Source organism: Flavobacterium algicola (assembly GCF_022399565.1).
GTDB lineage: Bacteria > Bacteroidota > Bacteroidia > Flavobacteriales > Flavobacteriaceae > Flavobacterium > Flavobacterium algicola.
This window is the reverse complement of record NZ_JAJTUT010000001.1, coordinates 612,147-633,478: the sequence shown is the minus strand read 5'-3', so window position 1 is coordinate 633,478 and position 21,332 is coordinate 612,147. Positions and strand designations below refer to the sequence as shown.

Sequence of the window (21,332 nt, the reverse complement as noted above, 5' to 3'; positions counted from 1 at the left end):
ATGACATGGATAAGAAGCGCGTTCTAATTATTGATGATGACAACAGAAATATTTTTGCATTATCAGCCACATTGCGACCTAGGGCTTTTGAGTGCTCCTCATGCTTGAGTGCAGAAGAAGCATTATCATTTCTTAAAAATAATGACCCTTTTGATGCGATATTAATTGATATGATGATGCCCGATATGGATGGTTACGAGGCAATCCCGTTAATTAAAGAAATTAAAGCACACCAAGAAACTCTTATTATAGCTGTCACGGCGCAAGCTATGGTAGGAGATAAAGAAAAATGTCTACAAGCAGGTGCTGATTATTATGTGTCAAAACCTATTGATGTAGATAAATTACTGGCTATTTTAAGTACTATATAATATGATTGAGGATATAGAATTAGAAATGCTTATAAACGTAGTTTATGAATACTACGGTTTTGATTTTGGAAGTTATTCAAAGGCTTCGCTAAAAAGACGTGTAGACCGTGTTTATCATTTGGATGGTTTTCGAAATTTTCATGATTTTCTAGCGAAAGTGCGCTCTGATGCTGAATATTATAAAAGAATGGTAGAGGAAATTACCGTGAATGTTACCGAAATGTTTCGCGATCCTCTATTCTACTCAGTACTCCGCAAAGAAATTCTTCCAATATTAGGTACAAAACCATTTATAAGAATATGGCACGCTGGTTGTGCCACGGGTGAGGAAGTATATTCTATAGCAATTTTATTGAAGGAAGCCAACTTACTGCACAAATCATTAATTTATGCTACAGATATAAATGAGCTTGTTTTGAACAGCGCAAAAAAAGGAGTATTTCCGCTGCGCATGATGAAACAGTATTCAGAAAATTATTTAGTATCTGAAGGTAAAGAAGATTTTTCTACTTATTATACAGCCAATTATGGTATAGCAAAGTTTAATGAAGAGCTTTCAGAGAAAATGGTGTTTTCACAACATAATTTAGTGTCAGATAGTTCCTTTAATGAGTTTGATTTAATACTTTGTCGAAATGTATTAATTTACTTTGATAAAGATTTACAAGAAAGAGCATTACAACTCTTTGATGACAGTCTTCCAAAACTTGGATTTTTGGTTTTGGGAGCGAAAGAAACAATAAAGTATTCTGAATTAAAGTCAAAATACGTACAATTCGAGAAAGAGAAAATATGGAGAAAGATGAAGTAATATCCAATTGCAAAGTAGTCGCAATTGGAGGGTCAGCAGGAAGTTTAAAGGTATTGATGCACATTCTTCCACTTTTTCAAACCATACCGACTTATGCAATTGTAATAATTCTTCATCGCAAAAATACTGAAGACAATACTTTGGAGGAATTGATTGCTTTAAAAACAATTATTCCCTTAAAAATTGTAGAGGACAAAACGCTACTTGAAGCTGGTCATATTTATATAGCTCCCTCTGATTATCATTTATTGTTCGAAAAAAATATGCTACTTTCTCTAGACGTTTCTAAGAAAGTAAATCACAGTCGACCTAGCATAGATGTCTCTTTTGAATCGGCAGCAGAAGTATTTAAATCCTCATTAGTTGGTGTCCTTCTATCAGGAAGCAATACAGATGGTACAGTAGGTTTACAGGCCATTCAAAAATTAGGCGGTAAAGTTATTATTCAGAATCCTTCAAATGCCGAAATGTCTTTTATGCCGGAGCATGCTATCAAAAATACAAATCCCGATCTTATTTTAGATACTGACGAGATGGTAGCATTACTAACTAGCATTAATAAATAACTATCACGAACTTTTAGATAGAAAGTGTCGAAAGGTTCATTTTCGAAAAAAAATGTAATAATCGAGTTTTACTATTTTGATGATGAATAATAAGTGGTGAAGACTCATATCTCAGTCATTAGTAATAAATCATCGCAACTATTTCCAACCACCACCCAGAGCACGATACAATTCTACTACAGCCTGTAACTTTTGTAAATTATCATTCACACCACTTAATTGTGCTGTTAATAAATTTTGCTGTGAAGTCAATACATCAGTATAATTGGTCTCAGAACTATACTGAAGAAGTTGTTGGGTGTAATCAACTGCTTTTTCCAATGCTTCTATTTGCTGTTTTCTAGCATCTTGTTTCTCTACTGCCATTTGATAAGAGTACAATGAGTTTGAAACTTCTTGCCCAGCTATTAATAATGTTTGTTGAAAATTATGATAGGCTTGTACTTGTTGTGATTGCGCCGTAGTTAATCGCGCTTTATTAAGTCCTTGATTAAATAATGGTTGTGTCAATCCGCCAATTAATGAATAAAAAACAGAATTAGTAAAAAAGTCCGATAGCGTAAGATTTGAAAAACCCGTACTAGCCGTAAGCGTTAAGCTAGGATAGAAATAGGTTTTGGCTTTGTTTGACATTTCAAAAGCAGTTCTAAAATTAAATTCGGCTTCACGCACATCGGGGCGGTTCTGCAATAGCTGTGAAGGCAAACCCACTGTAAGTTTTTCGGGCAGAATTTGTGCTTCCAGAATATTTCTGTCGATAGAACTAGAAGCTTGACCTAATAATAAGTTAAGCGTGTTTTCGGTCTCTCTAATACTCCTTTTTAAATCTGGAATCAAAACTTCGACTGCATATTGATTGGCTTGACTTTGTACGACTGCAGCACCATTAACAATTGCACCTTCTTTTAAATATTTAATAGTCTCTACATTTTCCAGACGACTTGTTAAGGTTGCTTGGGTAATTTCTAGTTGTTTGTCATAAGCGATTAATAAAAAATAATTATTAGCAATGTCAGCAATTAGTTGTGTTTGTATGGCTTGCTTTGCAGCATCTGTAGCGAGGTAGGTTGATAATGCCGCTCTCTTGGTGCTACTCAATTTCCCCCAAATGTCTGCTTCCCAAGAAGAACTTAAACCTAATTTGTAGGTAGTAGTTAAGGTATTAATATCAATCCCTGCAGGAAAATTAAGGCCGGCTTTTGATTGCTTAGTACGGGTAGCATTGGCATCAATATTCAAAGTAGGGAAATAAGCTAATTTACTTTGTTTAAGTGATGCTCGCGCTTGTACAATATTTTCAATGGCGTTCTTGAGATTCAGATTATTTTCAAGTCCTTTTTGAATCAGTGCATTTAATTTTTCGTCTTTAAAAACGTTTTTCCAAGGCAAACTGGCCATCGAGAGTGAATCGGTAGTTTGCTGATCGCGGTACAGTTTATTTGTAGCAATTGTGCTCGGACGCTCGTATTTTGTGGTAATCGAGCACGCACTGAAAAGTGCGGCCGTGATAACCAATAGTATGTATTTATTTGAATTGAAATTCATTGCTTTTCTTTTTTTAATTTTTAGCTTTTATTCTTCATCGTCCTCATCATCGTAACTTTCCTTAGCAGGACCACTAATTTTTTCCTGTAAGGTTTGGAACATTAGGAATAATATTGGAATAACAAATACTCCCAAGAGCGTACCTATAAGCATTCCTCCCACAGCACCCGTTCCAATTGATTTGTTTCCGACAGCTCCAGCACCAGTAGAGAACATCAGCGGTACGAGTCCTAATGTAAAAGCAAAAGAAGTCATCAATATAGGACGTAAACGGGCCACCGCTCCATCTACTGCCGACTGTAAAATTGGCATTCCTTTTCTTCTTCGATCTAAGGCAAATTCGACAATTAGAATTCCGTTTTTGGCCAATAAACCAATCAGCATGATTAGCGAGATTTGAAGGTAGATATTGCTGTTTAATCCAAACCCGATCATGAAAATGTATGCACCTGCCAGTCCAAACGGAATAGACAATAAAACTGCAAAGGGCAAAATATAACTTTCATACTGCGCACTTAATAAGAAGTAAACAAAGACAAGACAGAGAATGAAAATAAAAGAAGTTTCGGTTCCTGATGCGAGTTCCTCACGAGTCAATCCTGAAAACTCGTATCCGTAGCCAGCTGGCAAATGTTCTGCTGCTACTTCTTGAATTGCTTTGATGGCATCTCCAGAACTGTATCCTGATTTTGGTGCTCCAGAAATTGAAATTGAAGTAAATAAATTAAATCTCGAAATGGATTCGGGTCCATACACACGGTTCATTGTGATAAATTCGGTAATGGGAGCCATTGTCCCTTCGGTATTTCGAACAAAAATTTTATTCAAACTTTCCTTATTAGCACGGTCATCTGGAGCAGCCTGAATCATAACGCGGTATTGTTTCCCGAATTTATTGAAATTCGATGCATATAATCCTCCATAGTATCCCTGCATAGTTGTAAGAATCGTATTGATAGAAACATTGGCATCTTTTGCTTTTTCCAAATTTATTTCCATCATGTATTGTGGGAAACCGGGATTAAATGGCGTTGCCGCATACTGTATTTCTGGACGTTCGGATAGTTTTGCTAAAAAGTCAGTGTTCACCTTATAAAACTCATCGGTCGTGTGACCACCTTTGTCTTGCAACTGAAATTCAAATCCGCCACTTTGACCAAATCCCTGAATGGTAGGAGGAGAGATAAAGAAAATATTGGCTTCTCGAATACCAGCTGTTTTTTTAAATAATTCACCAATAACATCATCAACGCTCAATTCTCGATCTTCCCAAGTTTTAAGTCGCACAATTACCATACTGTAGGCACTACCCGCACCAGCAGTAAAGTTTTGCCCTACGATACGCAATGTTTTTTCGACTCCAGGAATTGTGTGGGCGATACTATCTACTTGTTTAGCGATAATGGTCGAACGCTCCAATGAAGAAGATGGCGGCAAACTAATGTTGGCAAATACAACTCCTTGATCTTCTGATGGCACAAATCCTGACGGCGTAGTTTGCATCATATAATACAACCCACCTGTAGCAATCAAAATAGAACCAATTACAATCCATTTTTTAATCGAAAGAAACTCAATTGACTTTTTGTATTTTCCTGTTATATTATCAAAGGCAACATTAAAGGCAGTATAAAAACGTTTAGTAAAAGTATTGTGTTTTTTATCTTCGGTATGCGGTTTTAAAAGTAAGGCGCACAATGCGGGACTAAGTGTCAAAGCATTAATTGCCGATAATATAATGGCAACCGCTAGTGTAACACCAAATTGTTTATAAAAAACTCCAGTAGAACCACTAATAAAAGTAACAGGAATAAATACAGCAGCCATCACGAGTGTTATAGAAATAATAGCTCCCGATATTTCGTTCATTGCATGAATTGTTGCTTTTCTAGGAGACTTGTAACCATTGTCTAATTTGGCATGTACGGCTTCGACGACTACAATAGCATCATCAACTACAATACCAATGGCAAGTACCAAGGCAAATAGAGTCAATAGGTTAATAGTGTAGCCAAATAAATTAAGAAAGAAAAATGTACCTACAATGGCTACAGGTACGGCTATGGCCGGAATTAAAGTTGATCTTAAATCTTGTAGAAATACAAATACAACTATAAAAACCAAGACAAAAGCTTCGATTAAGGTATGAATCACCTTTTCTATAGAGGCATCCAAATTGTCATTGGCGTCTACCATTATAGTGTAGTTAACTCCTTTTGGAAAACTTTTTACCGCTTCTGCAATTAATGCTTTGGAGTTGTTTATGACATCTCTAGCATTCGATCCCGGACTTTGTGTGATTGCAACTCCTACTGATGGATTGCCGTTTGTGTTACTAGAAGTCGCATAACTAAGGGAGCCTAGTTCGACTGTGGCTACATCTTTTAAGCGCAATATTTTTCCGTTTCCAATAGATTTGACCACGATATTCTCAAATTCTTTTACAGAGGTCAATCGTCCTTTGTATTTGATTACGTATTGGAAAGCTTGTTTTCCGTTTTCACCAAATTTACCAGGAGCGGCTTCAATATTCTGCTCGCCCAGAACAACTGAAATATCACTAGGAATAAGTTTGTATTGTTGCATCATTTCGGGTTTCAACCAGATACGCATCGAATAGTCTTTCGAACCAATAACGGTAACATCACCTACACCTACAACTCGTTGGATTTCTGGAACGAGATTGATTTTGGCATAATTCTGAAGAAAGGTCTCGTCAAAAGCTTTGTCTTCACTGTAAAGTGTAAAAATTAAAAGATTACTACTTTGACTTTTAGTCACAGATACCCCAGATTGTGTTACTTCAGCGGGCAGTAAACTACTCGCTTTTGAAACTCTATTTTGCACGTTTACCGCTGCGATATCAGCATTTGTACCAACTTTAAAATAAACTTTTATAGATGCTGTTCCTTCATTGGTAGCAGTCGAGGTCATGTAAGTCATATTTTCGACTCCATTGATTTGCTCCTCCAGCGGTACAATTACACTTTTTAAAACCACATCAGCATTTGCACCAGTGTAGCTTGCGGTTACATTTACAGTGGGAGGTGCAATATCTGGATACTGTGAAATTGCCAGTGATCTTAATCCTAGAATTCCTAAGATGACTATGATGACCGATATAACTGTAGAAAGTACTGGTCGTTGTATGAATTTTTTAAACATTTTATTTTATTTTAAGTCGGCATAAACCGTTTTTGCACTTTGAGCTTTAGATTTTATTTCTGAGCCATCTTTTAGAGTAGCGACACCTTCTAATACAATTTGGTCACCAATTTTTAATCCTTCTGTCACCACATAGTAATTTCCGGGATTGCTGTCTAGAACAGTAATGTTGGTATTTTTTGTTTTTCCATCTTTACCGACAGTGACTGCAAAAATTTTGTTTTGCAATTCGAATGTGGCACTTTGCGGAATCAAAATTTCATCTTCCACTTTGGTAGATATACGTACTGTTGTACTGCTTCCGCTTCGCAGAATGCTGTGAGCATTAGGAAAACGGGCTCTAAATGTCACCGAACCGGTTTCGGTATCGATAAGTCCGTTTACAGTTTCAATAGTTCCTTTTTCTGCATAAGTAGTACCATCAGAAAGGAGTAAAGAAACTGGAGGCATGTTCTTTATTTTTTGTGCTAAAGTGGTTCCTTCTCGACTGTCTTTTGATAAAGCAAGTAGTTTTTTTTCGTTAAGAGCAAAATAAGCATAGACATTCCCAATAGTCGAAACCGTTGTAAGCGCATCTGCATTGGAAGAGCTAACCAAACTCCCTAAGCGAAACGGAATCGATCCGACTACTCCATCAACAGGACTAGTTACTTTTGCATAACCCAAATTGGTTTTTGCATTTGCCAAACTTGCTTTTGCTTGCGACAGGGCAGCTAGGGCAGACTCGTATTTATATTGTGCTGCTTCTAGTTCGTATTTACTTATAATTTCACGTTCTACCAGCGGCTTTACCTTTGTCACTGCCAATTTTGCTGTACTCAAATCGGCTTGGGCACTCTTAATACTTGCAGAGGCCGTGCGAACTTCTTGTTCATATTCTGGAGCACTAATTTTGAATAACAACTGTCCTGCTTTTACAACTGTACCCTCGTCAACATATATCTTGTCAATGTAGCCTTCGACTCTGGGTCTAATTTCGACATTCTGCTGTCCTTGGATACTAGCAGGATAATCACTAAAAAGAGTAGCAGATTGTGCGTTAAGAACAACAGTTTTATATTCTTTAATTTGTACTACACCGCCATCCTGAGCTGGTTTTTCCGTTTTGTTACCGCAAGAGCTGATGATTATAGTTGCAGCGATGATACTTAAAAGGGATTGCTTGTTCATTGTAAAGTAGATATGATTGTCAATTTATAAGTAGCAAAAGAAGTGAAAATGTAAAAGCATAAAAGATACAATAGATGTTCCTATACTACCACTCGATAAATAGGGCGTGCCACTCGACAAAGTTTATCTGATAATCTGTAACTACATAATATATACTTGGTCGACTGTGAGCTGGTTTTTATAGGTTGGTACTGGATTTTAAGCGATTGTGGTATTCTAACAGGTAAATATTCTGTAATATTGCTTATAAAATAATACTTTATCATGGCAATGATTCTTATAAAAAAACACTTATTCAAAGGATTGCACGTCTTGGGCTGGCTTCTTTTGGGATTTGTTTTACTCTTTTATATCCCATTAACGTGGAATGTTTCAATCCCTTATTTCTTTAAAATTTGGCAGATCATCATCTTGGTTTGTATGATGGTATTGTTTTATAGCAATTCTATATTGATAGTACCAAATACTATTATAAAAAATAAAATTGGATTGTATTTAATATGGATAATTGGAGTAATAGTAGTTTTACAACTGGTTGCTTATATCTATACGTCACAAACAGATTTTCACAGTAGAATGGCTGTTTTGCTGAGTTCTAAGAGTTATCGAAATCCCTATTTCGATAATTTTATTTTTATGCTTACCTTATTGGTTTTAGGAATAAGTACAAGTCTAGCCATGTTAGAACACTGGCAGGAAGCCGCGCAAAACAAACAGAAACTAGAGCAGGATAAAACGATGGCAGAACTTGAAATGCTGAAATTGCAAATCAATCCACATTTCTTCTTCAATTCGCTTAACAGTATTTATTCGCTTACGTATTCAAATATTGAGGATTCTCGCGCTGCATTACATACATTGAGTCGCATGATGCGTTACTTGCTTTACAGCACCGAGGGTGAAAGAACTTCACTGTTGAAAGAAGTTGATTTTATGAAAGATTTTATAGCCTTGATGAAACTTCGAGCAAATAGTAAATTATCCATAACCACCGATTTTCCTGAAAAAATAAGCGACTTTGCGATTGTTCCTATGCTTTTATTACCTTTTGTAGAAAATGCGTTCAAACATGGAGTACATGCCACAGACAAAAGTAAAATTCATATAATGATGAAGCAAATTGGGGATAAGCTCGAATTTGAGGTCGAAAATACTTTTTTTGCAAAAATTAAAACTTCTGAGGAAGGCGGAATTGGTTTAACAAATACCATTCGCAGACTGGATTTAATTTATCCAGATAAGCATCTTATTGAATCTGGAATTGATGCTAATGGAAACTATAAAGTCAAACTACAAATAACATTAGAGCAATGAATATTTTAAAATGTATCGCTGTTGATGATGAACCACTTGCTTTAAAGTTGGTCGAAAATTTTATAGAACAGACCCCATTTTTACAATTGTTATGCAGTTGTGACAATGCAGTCGAAGCAATTACTTTGATTAGAGAACAACAACCCGACATAATTTTTCTTGATATCAATATGCCTAATTTATCGGGTATGGAGTTGGCTAAATTATTGTATGATCAAACAAGTTCTTTACCTCGAATTGTTTTTACAACCGCTTATAATCATTATGCAATTGAGGGTTACAAAGTTAGTGCGGTCGACTATCTTTTAAAACCATTTAATTATGAAGAGTTTTTGCGAGCGGCAAATAAAGTATTAAAATTAGTTGAAGAAAATATAAATAAGCCGCAACCAATGCCCGATGAAGATAATTTTATTTTTCTAAAAGTGGAATACCAATGGGTGAGGGTGGCATTAAAAGATATTCTGTACGTCGAGAGTTTGAAAGATTATGTCAAAGTACATCTTGAAAGTACCGATAAGTTTGTGATGTCTTTGATTTCATTAAAGGCCTTAGAAGAGAAATTGACTTCGCCGAAATTTATGCGTATGAATCGCTCCTTTATTGTTTCGTTAGATAAGATAAGTTCCATTAGTAAAAACTCCATCTATATCAACAATATAGAAATTACTGTTGGAGAGCAGTACAAAGAAACATTCAAAGTAATCGTAGACAAGTGGATTAAATGATGTTAAATATATGATAAGTATCAGTTTGTGTACAAAAAAACTTTCGTAGATTTATAGGTAACTAATTGTAATGTAGTTTGTTAAATTTAAAAATAAGAGAGTTATGAAGCAAAAAGTTCCTGTCTCGTCAATTATGACAGAAAATATAGTGAAGCTAAACCTTACAGATGATCTAACGAAAGCAGAAGTGTTATTTAAATCTAATGGGATTAAACATATTCCAGTGGTTAACAATCATAAAATTGTTGGTATACTGAGTCTAAATGATATGTTGCGCGTTTGTTGCACAGAATTGGATGAAGAGGCCGATGTTGACTTATCATCAGTGGTGTATAATATGTTTACAATTCAGCAAGTGATGACAAAGAATGTGGTAACTATTAAACCATACACAACAATAAAAGAAGCAGCAGAAATATTAGTTAAACACGATTTTCATGCCTTACCAATTTGTGAAGACGATAATTTGCTAGGCATCGTCACTAGTACCGACTTAATAAAATATTTATTGAGTCAGTATGATGCAGTTCAATTGTAATGTAAATCGAAGCAACTAATAAAGAGAAGTTTTTATAGTGCTAAACATAAAGGTAAAAACCCTCGTTTAGAATAGTCCAAACGAGGGTTTTTTGATTTGTGAAGCGCGTTTACTTATTGCTTGATCACTCTAATAATTTTAATACTATCATCTTGTGAAATTACTACATTGTAAATTCCAGAAGGATAATTATTTCCTATCTTTTGATTTTGCAAAGCAGCTATTTCTAATTGTTGGGTCTCAAGCAACCTTCCCGTCATATCATATACTTTAATTACAACTGGTGATGTATTTTGAGAAATAAAATCTAGTTGAAAATTTGAAGCAAAAGGAATAGGGTAGGCTATTACGTTGAAAATGTTGGATGTTTGTATTGGATTATATGTACCTAAGGAGGAATTTGCTTTAAATATACCTGGAGATCCAATTTCGCTCAGACTATTTGCTGCAACAAAAGCTCCATTTATTCCTACAGCACTCATCTGCGTAAGTGGAGTAGTGATGGTGTTGATCCCTGCAGAATTGTCGAAAGTAGTGTAGGTAGTAGTTGGTGATGCTCCAAATAAAACTGAAGCAACAGGTGTGCTACTTGTAGTATTGTATAAATTTACTTGATCACCACCGGTACTCAAGCCAATTCCGCTACCGGTATAGCTTCCTATTCTTAATCCTGCTGGAACATTTGTTCCAAACCAATTAGAAATAAATAAAGCAGATGTTACTGCGAGATCATCTGTTTGGATAAAAATTACCGACTCACCTGGATCGATGCTTGTAATGCCAGTTAGCGCTACTGCAGCAATAGGAGATTGAGAATCGTCGTCAACCTTCCAGCCTGTAATGTTAACTGCGACCGCTTTTGTATTGGTTACTTCAAACCAATCGGCTCCTACTGGACTATTTCCACTAGACCATGGCGCCACTTCTGAGATAAACAATTTACCAACAGTCCCTGGAGAACCAACTTGATTGGCATCGTTTTTTGCGAAGAAAGCTTCATTTACACCAACTTGACTTAATGTTGTTATTGTAGTTTCATTTAGCCCCGCCGCATTATTAAAGGTGACATTGGTTGTAGAAGCTCCAAAAGAAACATTTGCTTTTAATGTTCCCGTAGCATCGAATAGGTTGACAGCATCGGCTGTTCCACTTAAGCCTATACCACTACCAGAATAAGTTCCGATTTGTAAATTTGATGGGACAGTGCTTCCAAACCAAGCTGATTTAAATTTCGCAATAACTGTGGTAGCATCAGATGGATCAGCTTCAATAAAAATAACAGATTCTCCTGCAGCGATGGTTGAAACACCAACTAAGTCTACGGCAAGGGCAAAAGAATTGGAATTATCGTCCACTTTCCAACCTGAAATAGTAAGGGAAGAATTTCCATTGTTTGTTACCTCAAACCAATCTGCTCCTACTGCGGTAGTTCCGCTAGACCATGGTGCTACTTCTGTAATGCTAACCGCTGCCGCTACAGGTGTTTCGACAACTTCGTCAATAATAGTTAAAACAAAATTTACAGAAGCATCTGGTGTAGTACCTACAGATACATCATCTACATTTATAGTAATACTGTAGGAAGTCTTCGTTTCGTAATCTAAAACGGTTCCCGCCTTAATATATAAACTAGAACCAGTGATTTGAAAAAAGGCTGCGTCTGTGCCTGAAAGTGTTAAATTATTTGTGCCTAATCCATCATCAGTCACATTAATATCTGCAATTTTTATAGCAGCTGTTGTATTAGAATTTTCCAAAATTGAATTTGTAGTGTTGCTCAAACTTATAGCTGTTGGAGCTTGGTTTGGAATTGCTGAAGGCGCGTACACCCAAAGTTGTGGATGATCGATATCGCCACCGCCATTTTCATTTACAACATACAAGATACCCTCGCGATCCACAGTCAATCCTTCGTGTTGTTGGGATGGCGCGTCTAGAGGGTTTCCTAAATCAGAAACAATGGTCATCGTATTGGCAATAACACCATTTCTATCAATATTAACTATTTTGGCATCTTCTTGACTTAAGACTAACAGATTGCTGAATAGAGACTTACCCGAAAGCGCAGGAAGGTTGGATAAAGCAAAAACATCTGCAACATCACCAACTTGTAAGAGAGCAGGATCAAAAAGATTTAAAGAATTTTCTGTAGTTGCAGAACCATTGGTTGCAGTTCCAGCATTAAAGTCAATTTCGGTTTGAAAAATTCCTATCGGAGATATCTCTTTTAATACAATATAACCATTCGTTAACGGATCATAAGAAAGCCCTTCGGTTCCAGTGTTATTGACAAATGTTCCTAGTTGCACGGTTTTAGTAGCTGCTCTAGTTAAAGTGGTTCCAGCTGCATAGGTAAATAAAACAACTTGTCTGTCACGCTCTTCCGTCATTACAAATTGGCCGTTTCCTATATAAGTAATTCCTTCAGAATCATAGAATTCTGTTCCTTGTGGACTTCCTCCTTGTGCTAGAGTCATAGTGTCAATATACTCTCCCGATGTGGAAACTTGGGTAACAGATGTTGTTCCATCTCCAACAATAAATAGAGTATTCGTATCCCAATTATAGGTAACTCCAGAGGCTTCTTGACATAATAAGTTATTAGTAGGAGCTACAGTTCTTTTTGGTTCCGGCAAATCGTAGCGACCCACTCGCACGTAAGTAGAAAGGTCAATATTTAATGGCGTATCATCATCAATTATAGTGATTGCTTGGGTAATTTTACTTCCCAATACCATTCCAGATGATGGATTACCTAATGTCACCAATGCAGATTCTGTATTCTCAGGTAAAACATCATTGCTAACCGTAAGAGTAACTGATGCTGATGTTTGTCCGTTTAATATGGTGATTACAGAATTGTCTAAAGTATAATCTGCGGCTGTAATATCTGTTCCTGAAACAGCAACCGATACTGTTTGGTTGCCGTTCACAGCAAATGATGCACTAGCTGTCAATGTAATTTTAGTGGTTTCTGCTTCTTTACCAACATTAGTGCTGGCAAAAAGTGAAACAACTGGAATAGCTGTTGTGAAAATAGCAGATTGTAGAGTAGTAATGGCATTGTTGCTAAAATCCTCTATTTTATTAGGTAATAAGGCAATGTAATAAGTTTGATTAATTGCTAGTGCAGTGGTTGGAATAACAGTGATAGTATTTGCTGCAAATGTTGTTGTAAAAGATACTGCCGTTCCAGGAGCATCGTTTAAACGCAATTCAATTAATGAGGCAGCGTTTGTACTGTTGATTGCATCATTATTGACTAAACGGACATTCTCATTAAATGCAATTGTAGGCTGTACATTTGTTGCACTGTTTGTGGCGTTATTGGCTGGAGAAAAAGTAGCCAGTGGAGCAGTGAGATCTGTGCCATTAAACAACGAACCCTCAACAGTGAAATTATCAAATCTATTATTACCAACGTCGCCACCTAGACTTAGTAAAAATTCTACTTTTAATTTAAAGTTAGCATTATTATCTGCTGCAGCTATAGTAGAAAAGTCTAAAGTTGCTAAGGCAGGATCACCATTGTTTGGACTAACATTTTGAAAAAAGGTGTAATTAATGCCGTCTGTAGAATAGGACCAAACTTGTGTACCTGCTCCTGAACCCGAACGACGCGTAGCAAATTTGACAATTACATCTTCATATCCCACTGTAGGAAGGCTAAAGATTAAAGCGTTTCCGATGGGATTGTTAAAGCGCAAATGTGTTCCAGAAACATCAGCATTCCGGCTGTTTAAATTTAGTACATTAAAATTTTGATTGGTTCCGCCAGCATAGTCAATTTCACTACTTCCTGAAATCTGCGCGGTTAAAGAAGCTATACCAGACAGATTAGTAATAGTAGGCTTGGTAATTGCAGATGCGGAACTGTTATCATTGAAATTCCAGTAATGAAGTAATGTTTGCGCATCTGAAAAAGAGTAAAAAAACAATAGCGTTGTTACTATTGCGTGTTTTGAGTACAGTTTTATCATTTGTTATTTGTTTATAGTAATTAACAAATGTAATGTCCTGAACTTGACTGTTTTTTAGCTTTATGCTATCAATTTATTATCATTTTATAGGTCTAATAGCTATTTACATAACATTCTTAACATTAGAAAAACTTTAATTTTATTCTAAAGAAATAATTTGGTAACGTGAGATAGTTTTTGAATCAATTAAATTTGATTATTTTTATAGAGACTTTTTCATAATCGGAAAAATGGTTACATATACTTTTTGTGCAGTTGATATTTAATAACTATTTTCATTCTGAAGGCGAAGAGGAAAAAATTAAACTTATATTTGTGTACATTCTACTAAAAAAAAATATTTATATTTTAAATATTTTACATTATTATAAATTTCTTTTAAAGCTTTTATTCTCGCATTAACCACTCTTTTTTTATCTAACCAATTAAATATATGACAGGAAAATTATGTTTTATATTACTCTTTTTTACGGGTGTACTCTTATATTCATGTAAATCTGGCGAGGAAGATAAAATTGCTATTGGGTTTTCTCAAAGTGTAGGAAACGACTTATGGCGCATGTCGATGAATCATTCTATGGAAGTTGAAGCTGCATTACATTCTGATGTTGATCTAACTATTTATAATGCCCATCAACATGCGAAACAACAGATTCTAGACATCCAAAAATTTATAGATAATAAAGTGGACGTAATAATAGTTTCACCATTTGAAGGAGACTCTATTGTTCCAGTTATAGAAAAAGCAACTAATCTAGGAATCCCCGTTATTTTAATAGATAGAAAAGCAAATACCTCTAATTATACGACCTATTTAGGTGCTGATAATAAGGAGGTAGGACAATTGGCTGGAAAACAAATTGTGTCCTTATCCAAAGGTGTTGCAACTGTTGTAGAGATAAACGGCGATTACACCACCTCTCCAGGTATAGAAAGAAGTGAAGGTTTTAATGATTTTGTTCGGGCTTACCCTGGAATCAAGGTGCATACTATAAGTTCAGATAATTATGGTTATCCAAAGCCTGATTTTAAAAGGTTATTAGATACTTTAAAAAATATTGATTATGTGTATAGCTTTAATGATGTCATTGCTTACAACGCTTGGAAAATAGTAAATAAAAGAAAAGAACATAAAAATAAAATAAAATTTATTGGTGTTGATGGTTTAAATGGACCATATGGCGGAATTCAATTAGTCAAGGACGGAATTTTAAATTCAACTATTTTATACCCAACAGGAGGGAGTGAAGCTATTAGACTAGCTCTGAGAATCGTTAATAAGGAAATGGTTCCTAAGAATAATAAATTAAATACTGTTTTGATTGACACACTGAATGCTGATATCATGAGTAATCAGTTAGATAAAATAACAATACAGCAGTCCAGTATTGAACAACAGCAAAATATCATTGAAAAACGTGAGCAAGAATATGCAACACAAAGTAATTTGGTGAAGATTTTAGTTTGTTTATTTATTCTTGCGATCATTCTAGCTATTTACAGTATTTACTCTAAAATCGCTATAAGTCGTAAGAAAAGAGAATTAGAGATTACCAACAGAAAAATTAAATACCAACGAAATGAAATCAAGAAATATTCTCAAGAGTTAAGGGAAAGTAATGAAGCGCGATTAGGCTTTTTTATGGGCCTGTCTCATGAATTCAAAACGCCACTGACTTTGATTTTAAGTTCTGTTGAGTCTTTGGCAAATGAATACAAGGATAAGGGAATAGCAGTCAACAAGGAAATCAGTTTGATGTATAATAATTCTAGGAGGTTATTGCGACTCATTAATCAGTTGTTGGACTATAGAAAAGCAGAAGAGAAGAAATTTGAATTGAAAGCATCCAAAACCAATATTTTAATTTTTTCAAATGCTATAGTTAAAAACTTCGATAAGGAGGTAATGAAGAAGAAGATTGATTTTTCATTAGAAACAAACAATCCAGAACTTGAGGTGCATATTGATCGTAATTTAATGGATAAGGTGTATTTTAATTTGCTTTCTAATGCTTTTAAATTTACTCCAGAGAATGGTAAGATTTCGATAACTATTAAAGAGGATATAGCAAAGAATGAGGTTAAACTGGTTTTTAGTGATTCTGGAATAGGGATTCCCGAGACTGAATTGCAAGAAGTTTTTAGGCCTTTTTTCCAAGGCTCTAATAATTATAGAAATAGTTCTGGAATTGGACTTCATTTGTCTAAAAACTTCATTGATTTACATAAGGGGAGTATTGAAGTGCATTCTAAGCATGGAACAGAATTTGTAATTTCGTTACAGTTAGGGAAAGAACATCTAGAAGCTAGAAATGTAATTGATGTACCTGCATTTGAACATGTCAATGAAATGGATTATTTAGATGCTGAAGTTTTTCAGTTGAGTGAGCCAAGTAATGCTGAAGATAAATATTCAATTTTATATATCGAAGATAATCCAGAATTGCTGGACCTTATGAATCAAAAACTATCTGTTGAATACACTGTTTACACTTCTGACGGTAATAACGCGATTGAAAAAGTGATTGAAATAATCCCAGATATTGTAATATGTGATTTGAATTTACCAGGAAAGAATGGATTTGAAATTTGTCAAATAATAAAGAAAGATTTGAGGAGTTCTCATATTCCTGTAATTATTTTAACTGCAACGGATAATCAAGAAGCTTATTTAAGGGCATTAGAAAGTGGAGCGGATATATTTTTGACTAAACCTTTTAGTTTGAAAGTACTGGGTCAGTCTATCAAAGGGTTGTTGTTTAATCGGGAGAAATTACGATTTTACTATTCCAATAATATTGCTAACATTGTAAGTAATGAAGAAAAGAACTTTGGATCGCCCGAGCAAGATTTTCTCAGAAAACTAAACGGATTAATAGAATCTAATATTGATAACTCTGTTTACACAGTTGAAGAATTAGCAAGTGATTTAAGTATTTCGAGAGTGCAACTGTATCGCAAAGTAAAAGCTATTTTGGGTATTAGCGTAAGTGACCATATTAATAATATTCGATTAGATAAAGCAAAAGACTTGATAGTAAATTCGAATAAGAACATTTCGGAAATTGCTTATGCTGTGGGTTATTCGTCTCCAAATTATTTCTCAACAATTTTTAAAAACAAATTTGGAGTCTCTCCCAAAGAATTTAAAAGTTAGCCGTCATATTATGGAAAAAATTGGCGCCAAATATTCTGAAGTGAAAAATGCCATTCTGGAAGTGAAAATACTAACAGCAAATTGTTGCGGAATAAAATATTCAAAAATAAATCTTAACAAGTCATTTTATCAAGATTTTAAGGTTTACGAATTGGATTGGGATTCTTTCTTGGAAGAATATGAAAAAAAATTTAATTCTAATCTTTACGGTCTAAAGTACGGAAGATTTTTTCCAGAAGTTGAAGATCAGATAATAAATTTAAAAGCAACTCCCAGAATTATTTTTTATAAATTATTATCACTTTTCGATAAAAAATACAAACTTGAATTACAAAAGCTTAATTCAAGATTTAAGAAAGACTTGGGGAAATTGACTGTTGGTGATATCGTTTTATCAGTTTTGGCTAAAAAATTTGTCGAAAGGAAAAATGTCAAATTAGTACTAACGAAATAAATACGGCGACTATAAGCCATTTTGAGCTAGCAGTGTTTTAGTGGAATTACCATTACGTATCAAGTTTTCGTTAAGCCAAAATTGAGCGGTTGCGAACTTCCAGTCATCTCAAAGTGGCGAAATTAAATAGAAGCTTAACGTTATTCGTAAAACGAATTTTTAATTTTAATTATAAGCTAACATATAACTACTCGATTACTTTATGCAATAATTCCATAAACCACCTTTCAATACAAATCAAGCCATCTTTATAGATGGTTTTTTTGTTTTCAGCCCTTCATAGCAGCCTTAAAAACTGTTGATTTTTTAATTCCATTTTTAATTTTTCTCCAAATGGCTTTAAGAAGTCTTAGAAATGTTCTGTTATTTTTTTATTTCCAAAAAAAGGGAGTTATCCGTGTAACATGATTGTAACTCATGTAACATAAGTGTATCTACAACGAAATAGTATATGCTGTTAAATTTATAAAATCTATTGATTTTAAGGCAGTTGTGTGTTGTTTTATGATTTATTTAACGTTGCTGTAGTGAATTGTAACATCTGTAAAATATGTAGCTATTTTTTACACATACCTTAGCAATTCAATATAAAAAATACATATAATGAAAAAAATATTCGTTTGGGCTTTGATAGCTTCATTAGCAGGGTTCCTTTTTGGTTTTGATACAGTAGTGATTTCTGGTGCTGATAAAAAGTTGCAAGCGATATGGAATTCATCAGATGCATTTCATGGAACCATTGTTATGGGAATGGCATTGTGGGGTACTGTAATAGGAGCCATATTTGGTGGAATTCCTACTAATGTATTAGGTAGAAAGAAAACACTAATATGGATTGGTATATTGTTTATGGTTTCTGCAATTGGTTCTGCTTTAGCTAATGATCCTTATGTTTTTGCTGTATTTAGATTCATTGGTGGTCTTGGAGTAGGAGCTTCTACAATTACAGCTCCAACTTATATTTCAGAAATAGCACCAGCAAAAGACAGAGGGAAGTTAGTAGCTTTTTATCAATTCAATATTGTATTAGGAATTTTAGTTGCTTTTCTATCCAACTTTTTATTAAAAGATATTGGTGAAAATGCATGGAGATGGATGATGGGAGTTGAAGCTTTTCCTTCTATACTATATGTTTTGCTTGTTTTGTTTATTCCAAAAAGTCCAAGATGGTTACTGTCCAAATTTAAAAATGAGGAAGCCAGAAAAGTATTGGAAATGATGGGGCAAGAAGCCGATTATGAAAAAATGAAAAAAGAAATTGAGGAAGATAATGAGAATGCTGCGTTGGCAAACGATACTATCTTTTTAAAGAAGTACAGAACTCCTTTAATACTGGCGTTTTTAATGGCATTTTTCAATCAACTATCGGGGATTAATGCTTTTTTATATTATTCAAGTAGAATTTTTCAAGAAGCTGGTTTAGGAGAAAGTACTGCTTTGTTAAGCAGTATCGGAATCGGTATCGTGAATTTGATTTTTACACTATTGGGGGTTTTCTTAATTGATAAATTGGGACGTAAAGTTTTAATGTACATCGGTTCGATTGGGTATATAATTTCACTTTCACTAGTTGCTATGGCCTTCTTCTTTCATTGGGGAGGAATGGCGGTTCCAGTATTTTTATTCCTATTTATCGCCGCACATGCTATTGGTCAAGGGGCTGTCATCTGGGTATTTATTTCTGAAATTTTCCCCAATCATCTTAGAGCTTCAGGACAATCTTTTGGGAGTACCACACATTGGGTCTTGGCAGCTATAATACCATCATTAATTCCATTTTTATTTTCAACCGTTGGAGCAGGAGTCGTGTTTTTGTTCTTTGCTGTGATGATGGTTTTTCAATTGCTGTTTGTTGCATTTATGATGCCAGAAACAAAAGGGATTTCACTAGAAGAATTAAGTAAAAAATTAACTAAAGAGTAAGCATATGAAAAATGTATTAAAAAAAGAGACTCTCAGAGTACTGTTTTGCCTGTTAATAATGACTATTTTATTTGGTTGTAAACAAGCTAGAACGACCATAAAAGGAGATTATACAGAAGCGGAATTGTATCGACCTAATTTTCATTTCACTCCTGAAAAAGGGTGGATGAATGATCCGAATGGAATGTTTTATTACAATGGCTATTACCATTTGTTTTTTCAATATTATCCTGATGGAAATGTTTGGGGACCTATGCATTGGGGACACGCCATTAGTACGGATATGATTTCTTGGACAGAAAAACCTATTGCGATTTATCCAGATGAAAAAGGCTATATCTTTTCAGGAAGTGCGGTTGTAGATATTAACAATACCTCAGGTTTTGGAACTTTAAAAAATCCACCAATTATTGCGATGTTCACGTATCACAATATGGAAAAAGAAAAAGCTGGTGATATTAAAACGCAATCACAAGCGATTGCTTATTCATTAGATGAAGGGATGACTTGGACGAAATATGAGGCCAATCCAGTTATTGAAAATCCAAACATTAAGGATTTTAGAGATCCAAAAATGACTTGGGATGCTATTCATAAACAGTGGTTGATGGTATTGGCAGCAGGAGATAAAACAATGTTTTATACTTCACAAAATTTGAAAGAATGGACGCTTCAGTCTGATTTTGGTTCTGATGTTGGTGCTCATGGTGGTGTTTGGGAATGTCCAGATTTTTTTCCACTAGCAATTGAAGGTAGCGATGAGTACAAGTGGGTACTTCTATTAAGTATCAATCCAGGTGGGCCAAATGGAGGTTCAGCTACGCAATATTTCGTCGGAGATTTTGACGGAAAGAAATTTAAACTAGATCCATCTTTTACGGAAGATATTAAAGGAGATAAAGGAGTTTGGATTGACTACGGAAGAGATAATTATGCAGGTGTAACCTTTTCAAATGTTTCTGAGGTTGATGGAAGGAAATTATTTTTAGGATGGATGTCAAACTGGAATTATGCTCAAAAAGTTCCAACAGAAACTTGGAGAAGCAGTATGACTGTAGCAAGAGAATTAGTACTTATAAAAGATAAGGAACATTACAGTGTGAGTTCAAGACCTGTAAAAGAATTACAAAATTATGTTGGCAAGACAATTAAAAAAGAAGCATTAAAAATTGACAAAGAGACGATAATCATCGATAAATCATTATTGAATTTAGCAAGTATGGATGTTCGATTTACATTGAAAAATTTAAAAGATGACACCTATACTTTCTCTCTATCAAATGATGCGAATAATACAATACAGTTTGGGATTAATAAAAAGGATAAATACTTTTTTGTTGATAGAACTAAGTCTGGAAATCTTGCTTTCTCGGATTTGTTTGCCAATGCTATTTCAAAAGCCCCTATTACTGAAGATTTTAATGCGATAGATGTGCGAGTTATCGTAGATAAAACTTCAATCGAAATATTTTATAACAATGGGAAAACAGTAATGACTGAAACATTTTTCCCTGAAAAACAAATGGAAACTTTTTCGGTTTCAAAAGCCAAAACTGAATTTATTATTGAGCAATTAATTATAAACCAATTAAATTTTAACTAAACTATCT

At 34.7% G+C, this 21,332-nt stretch carries 14 protein-coding genes; 10 read left to right on the top strand and 4 right to left on the bottom strand.

Annotated features, from left to right (window positions below; genetic code table 11):
* Positions 1-5: 5 nt before the first annotated feature.
* From LXH21_RS02715 to LXH21_RS02705, 3 genes are read left to right on the top strand one after another with little or no spacing between them, the layout of a single operon-like run.
* A complete protein-coding gene (locus LXH21_RS02715; protein WP_239862551.1) occupies positions 6-371 on the top strand; it encodes a response regulator in 366 nt (121 codons plus the stop codon).
* A 1-nt stretch (position 372) separates the two neighbouring features.
* Positions 373-1,182, top strand: coding sequence for a CheR family methyltransferase (locus LXH21_RS02710; protein ID WP_239862550.1), 810 nt, complete (start codon positions 373-375; stop codon positions 1,180-1,182).
* The gene (locus LXH21_RS02705) at positions 1,164-1,748 is read left to right on the top strand and encodes a chemotaxis protein CheB (protein ID WP_239862548.1); all 585 of its coding nucleotides are present in this window, start codon (positions 1,164-1,166) and stop codon (positions 1,746-1,748) included. Before LXH21_RS02710 ends, LXH21_RS02705 begins: the two co-directional genes overlap by 19 nt.
* Before the next feature lie 138 nt (positions 1,749-1,886).
* Here LXH21_RS02705 and LXH21_RS02700 read toward each other — a convergent pair whose 3' ends face one another.
* From LXH21_RS02700 to LXH21_RS02690, 3 genes are read right to left on the bottom strand one after another with little or no spacing between them, the layout of a single operon-like run.
* Entirely contained in the window at positions 1,887-3,293 is a 1,407-nt protein-coding gene (locus tag LXH21_RS02700; protein WP_239862546.1) for an efflux transporter outer membrane subunit, read from the bottom strand.
* 27 nt (positions 3,294-3,320) lie between these two features.
* Positions 3,321-6,458 (bottom strand): efflux RND transporter permease subunit, encoded by a 3,138-nt coding sequence (locus LXH21_RS02695; protein WP_239862544.1) that lies wholly within the window; start codon positions 6,456-6,458, stop codon positions 3,321-3,323.
* A 6-nt stretch (positions 6,459-6,464) separates the two neighbouring features.
* Complete coding sequence (locus LXH21_RS02690; RefSeq protein ID WP_239862542.1) at positions 6,465-7,628, bottom strand: efflux RND transporter periplasmic adaptor subunit; 1,164 nt, start codon at positions 7,626-7,628, stop codon at positions 6,465-6,467.
* A 264-nt stretch (positions 7,629-7,892) separates the two neighbouring features.
* On the opposite strand from LXH21_RS02690, the gene LXH21_RS02685 reads away from it, so the two are divergent.
* From LXH21_RS02685 to LXH21_RS02675, 3 genes are all read left to right on the top strand, one after another.
* Positions 7,893-8,942, top strand: a complete 1,050-nt coding sequence (locus tag LXH21_RS02685) for a sensor histidine kinase (RefSeq protein ID WP_239862540.1) — start codon at positions 7,893-7,895, stop codon at positions 8,940-8,942.
* Positions 8,939-9,670, top strand: coding sequence for a LytR/AlgR family response regulator transcription factor (locus tag LXH21_RS02680; RefSeq protein WP_239862538.1), 732 nt, complete (start codon positions 8,939-8,941; stop codon positions 9,668-9,670). The genes LXH21_RS02685 and LXH21_RS02680 overlap by 4 nt, the downstream gene beginning before the upstream one ends.
* A 103-nt stretch (positions 9,671-9,773) precedes the next feature.
* Positions 9,774-10,208: a CBS domain-containing protein gene (locus tag LXH21_RS02675; protein ID WP_239862536.1), complete on the top strand. Its 435-nt coding sequence runs from the start codon at positions 9,774-9,776 to the stop codon at positions 10,206-10,208.
* A gap of 113 nt (positions 10,209-10,321) precedes the next feature.
* Here LXH21_RS02675 and LXH21_RS02670 read toward each other — a convergent pair whose 3' ends face one another.
* Positions 10,322-14,188, bottom strand: a complete 3,867-nt coding sequence (locus LXH21_RS02670) for an SdiA-regulated domain-containing protein (protein WP_239862534.1) — start codon at positions 14,186-14,188, stop codon at positions 10,322-10,324.
* 433 nt (positions 14,189-14,621) lie between these two features.
* On the opposite strand from LXH21_RS02670, the gene LXH21_RS02665 reads away from it, so the two are divergent.
* From LXH21_RS02665 to LXH21_RS02650, 4 genes are all read left to right on the top strand, one after another.
* The gene (locus tag LXH21_RS02665) at positions 14,622-17,345 is read left to right on the top strand and encodes a hybrid sensor histidine kinase/response regulator transcription factor (protein WP_239862532.1); all 2,724 of its coding nucleotides are present in this window, start codon (positions 14,622-14,624) and stop codon (positions 17,343-17,345) included.
* Positions 17,346-17,355: 10 nt separating this feature from the next.
* Positions 17,356-17,799 carry a DUF1493 family protein gene (locus tag LXH21_RS02660; RefSeq protein ID WP_239862530.1) on the top strand — a complete coding sequence of 148 codons (444 nt, stop codon included), beginning with the start codon at positions 17,356-17,358 and terminating at the stop codon, positions 17,797-17,799.
* A gap of 603 nt (positions 17,800-18,402) precedes the next feature.
* Positions 18,403-19,722 carry a sugar porter family MFS transporter gene (locus LXH21_RS02655; protein WP_239862528.1) on the top strand — a complete coding sequence of 440 codons (1,320 nt, stop codon included), beginning with the start codon at positions 18,403-18,405 and terminating at the stop codon, positions 19,720-19,722.
* A 58-nt stretch (positions 19,723-19,780) separates the two neighbouring features.
* Positions 19,781-21,325: a glycoside hydrolase family 32 protein gene (locus LXH21_RS02650; protein WP_239862526.1), complete on the top strand. Its 1,545-nt coding sequence runs from the start codon at positions 19,781-19,783 to the stop codon at positions 21,323-21,325.
* The last annotated feature ends 7 nt before the right edge of the window (positions 21,326-21,332 follow it).

Excerpts from the sequence above, each read along its gene's own strand:
- LXH21_RS02715 (WP_239862551.1), top strand. The coding sequence starts at position 6 with ATGGATAAGAAGCGCGTTCTAATTATTGATGATGACAACAGAAATATT.
- LXH21_RS02710 (WP_239862550.1), top strand. The coding sequence starts at position 373 with ATGATTGAGGATATAGAATTAGAAATGCTTATAAACGTAGTTTATGAA.
- LXH21_RS02705 (WP_239862548.1), top strand. The coding sequence starts at position 1,164 with ATGGAGAAAGATGAAGTAATATCCAATTGCAAAGTAGTCGCAATTGGA.
- LXH21_RS02700 (WP_239862546.1), bottom strand. The coding sequence starts at position 3,293 with ATGAATTTCAATTCAAATAAATACATACTATTGGTTATCACGGCCGCA.
- LXH21_RS02695 (WP_239862544.1), bottom strand. The coding sequence starts at position 6,458 with ATGTTTAAAAAATTCATACAACGACCAGTACTTTCTACAGTTATATCG.
- LXH21_RS02690 (WP_239862542.1), bottom strand. The coding sequence starts at position 7,628 with ATGAACAAGCAATCCCTTTTAAGTATCATCGCTGCAACTATAATCATC.
- LXH21_RS02685 (WP_239862540.1), top strand. The coding sequence starts at position 7,893 with ATGGCAATGATTCTTATAAAAAAACACTTATTCAAAGGATTGCACGTC.
- LXH21_RS02680 (WP_239862538.1), top strand. The coding sequence starts at position 8,939 with ATGAATATTTTAAAATGTATCGCTGTTGATGATGAACCACTTGCTTTA.
- LXH21_RS02675 (WP_239862536.1), top strand. The coding sequence starts at position 9,774 with ATGAAGCAAAAAGTTCCTGTCTCGTCAATTATGACAGAAAATATAGTG.
- LXH21_RS02670 (WP_239862534.1), bottom strand. The coding sequence starts at position 14,188 with ATGATAAAACTGTACTCAAAACACGCAATAGTAACAACGCTATTGTTT.
- LXH21_RS02665 (WP_239862532.1), top strand. The coding sequence starts at position 14,622 with ATGACAGGAAAATTATGTTTTATATTACTCTTTTTTACGGGTGTACTC.
- LXH21_RS02660 (WP_239862530.1), top strand. The coding sequence starts at position 17,356 with ATGGAAAAAATTGGCGCCAAATATTCTGAAGTGAAAAATGCCATTCTG.
- LXH21_RS02655 (WP_239862528.1), top strand. The coding sequence starts at position 18,403 with ATGAAAAAAATATTCGTTTGGGCTTTGATAGCTTCATTAGCAGGGTTC.
- LXH21_RS02650 (WP_239862526.1), top strand. The coding sequence starts at position 19,781 with ATGACTATTTTATTTGGTTGTAAACAAGCTAGAACGACCATAAAAGGA.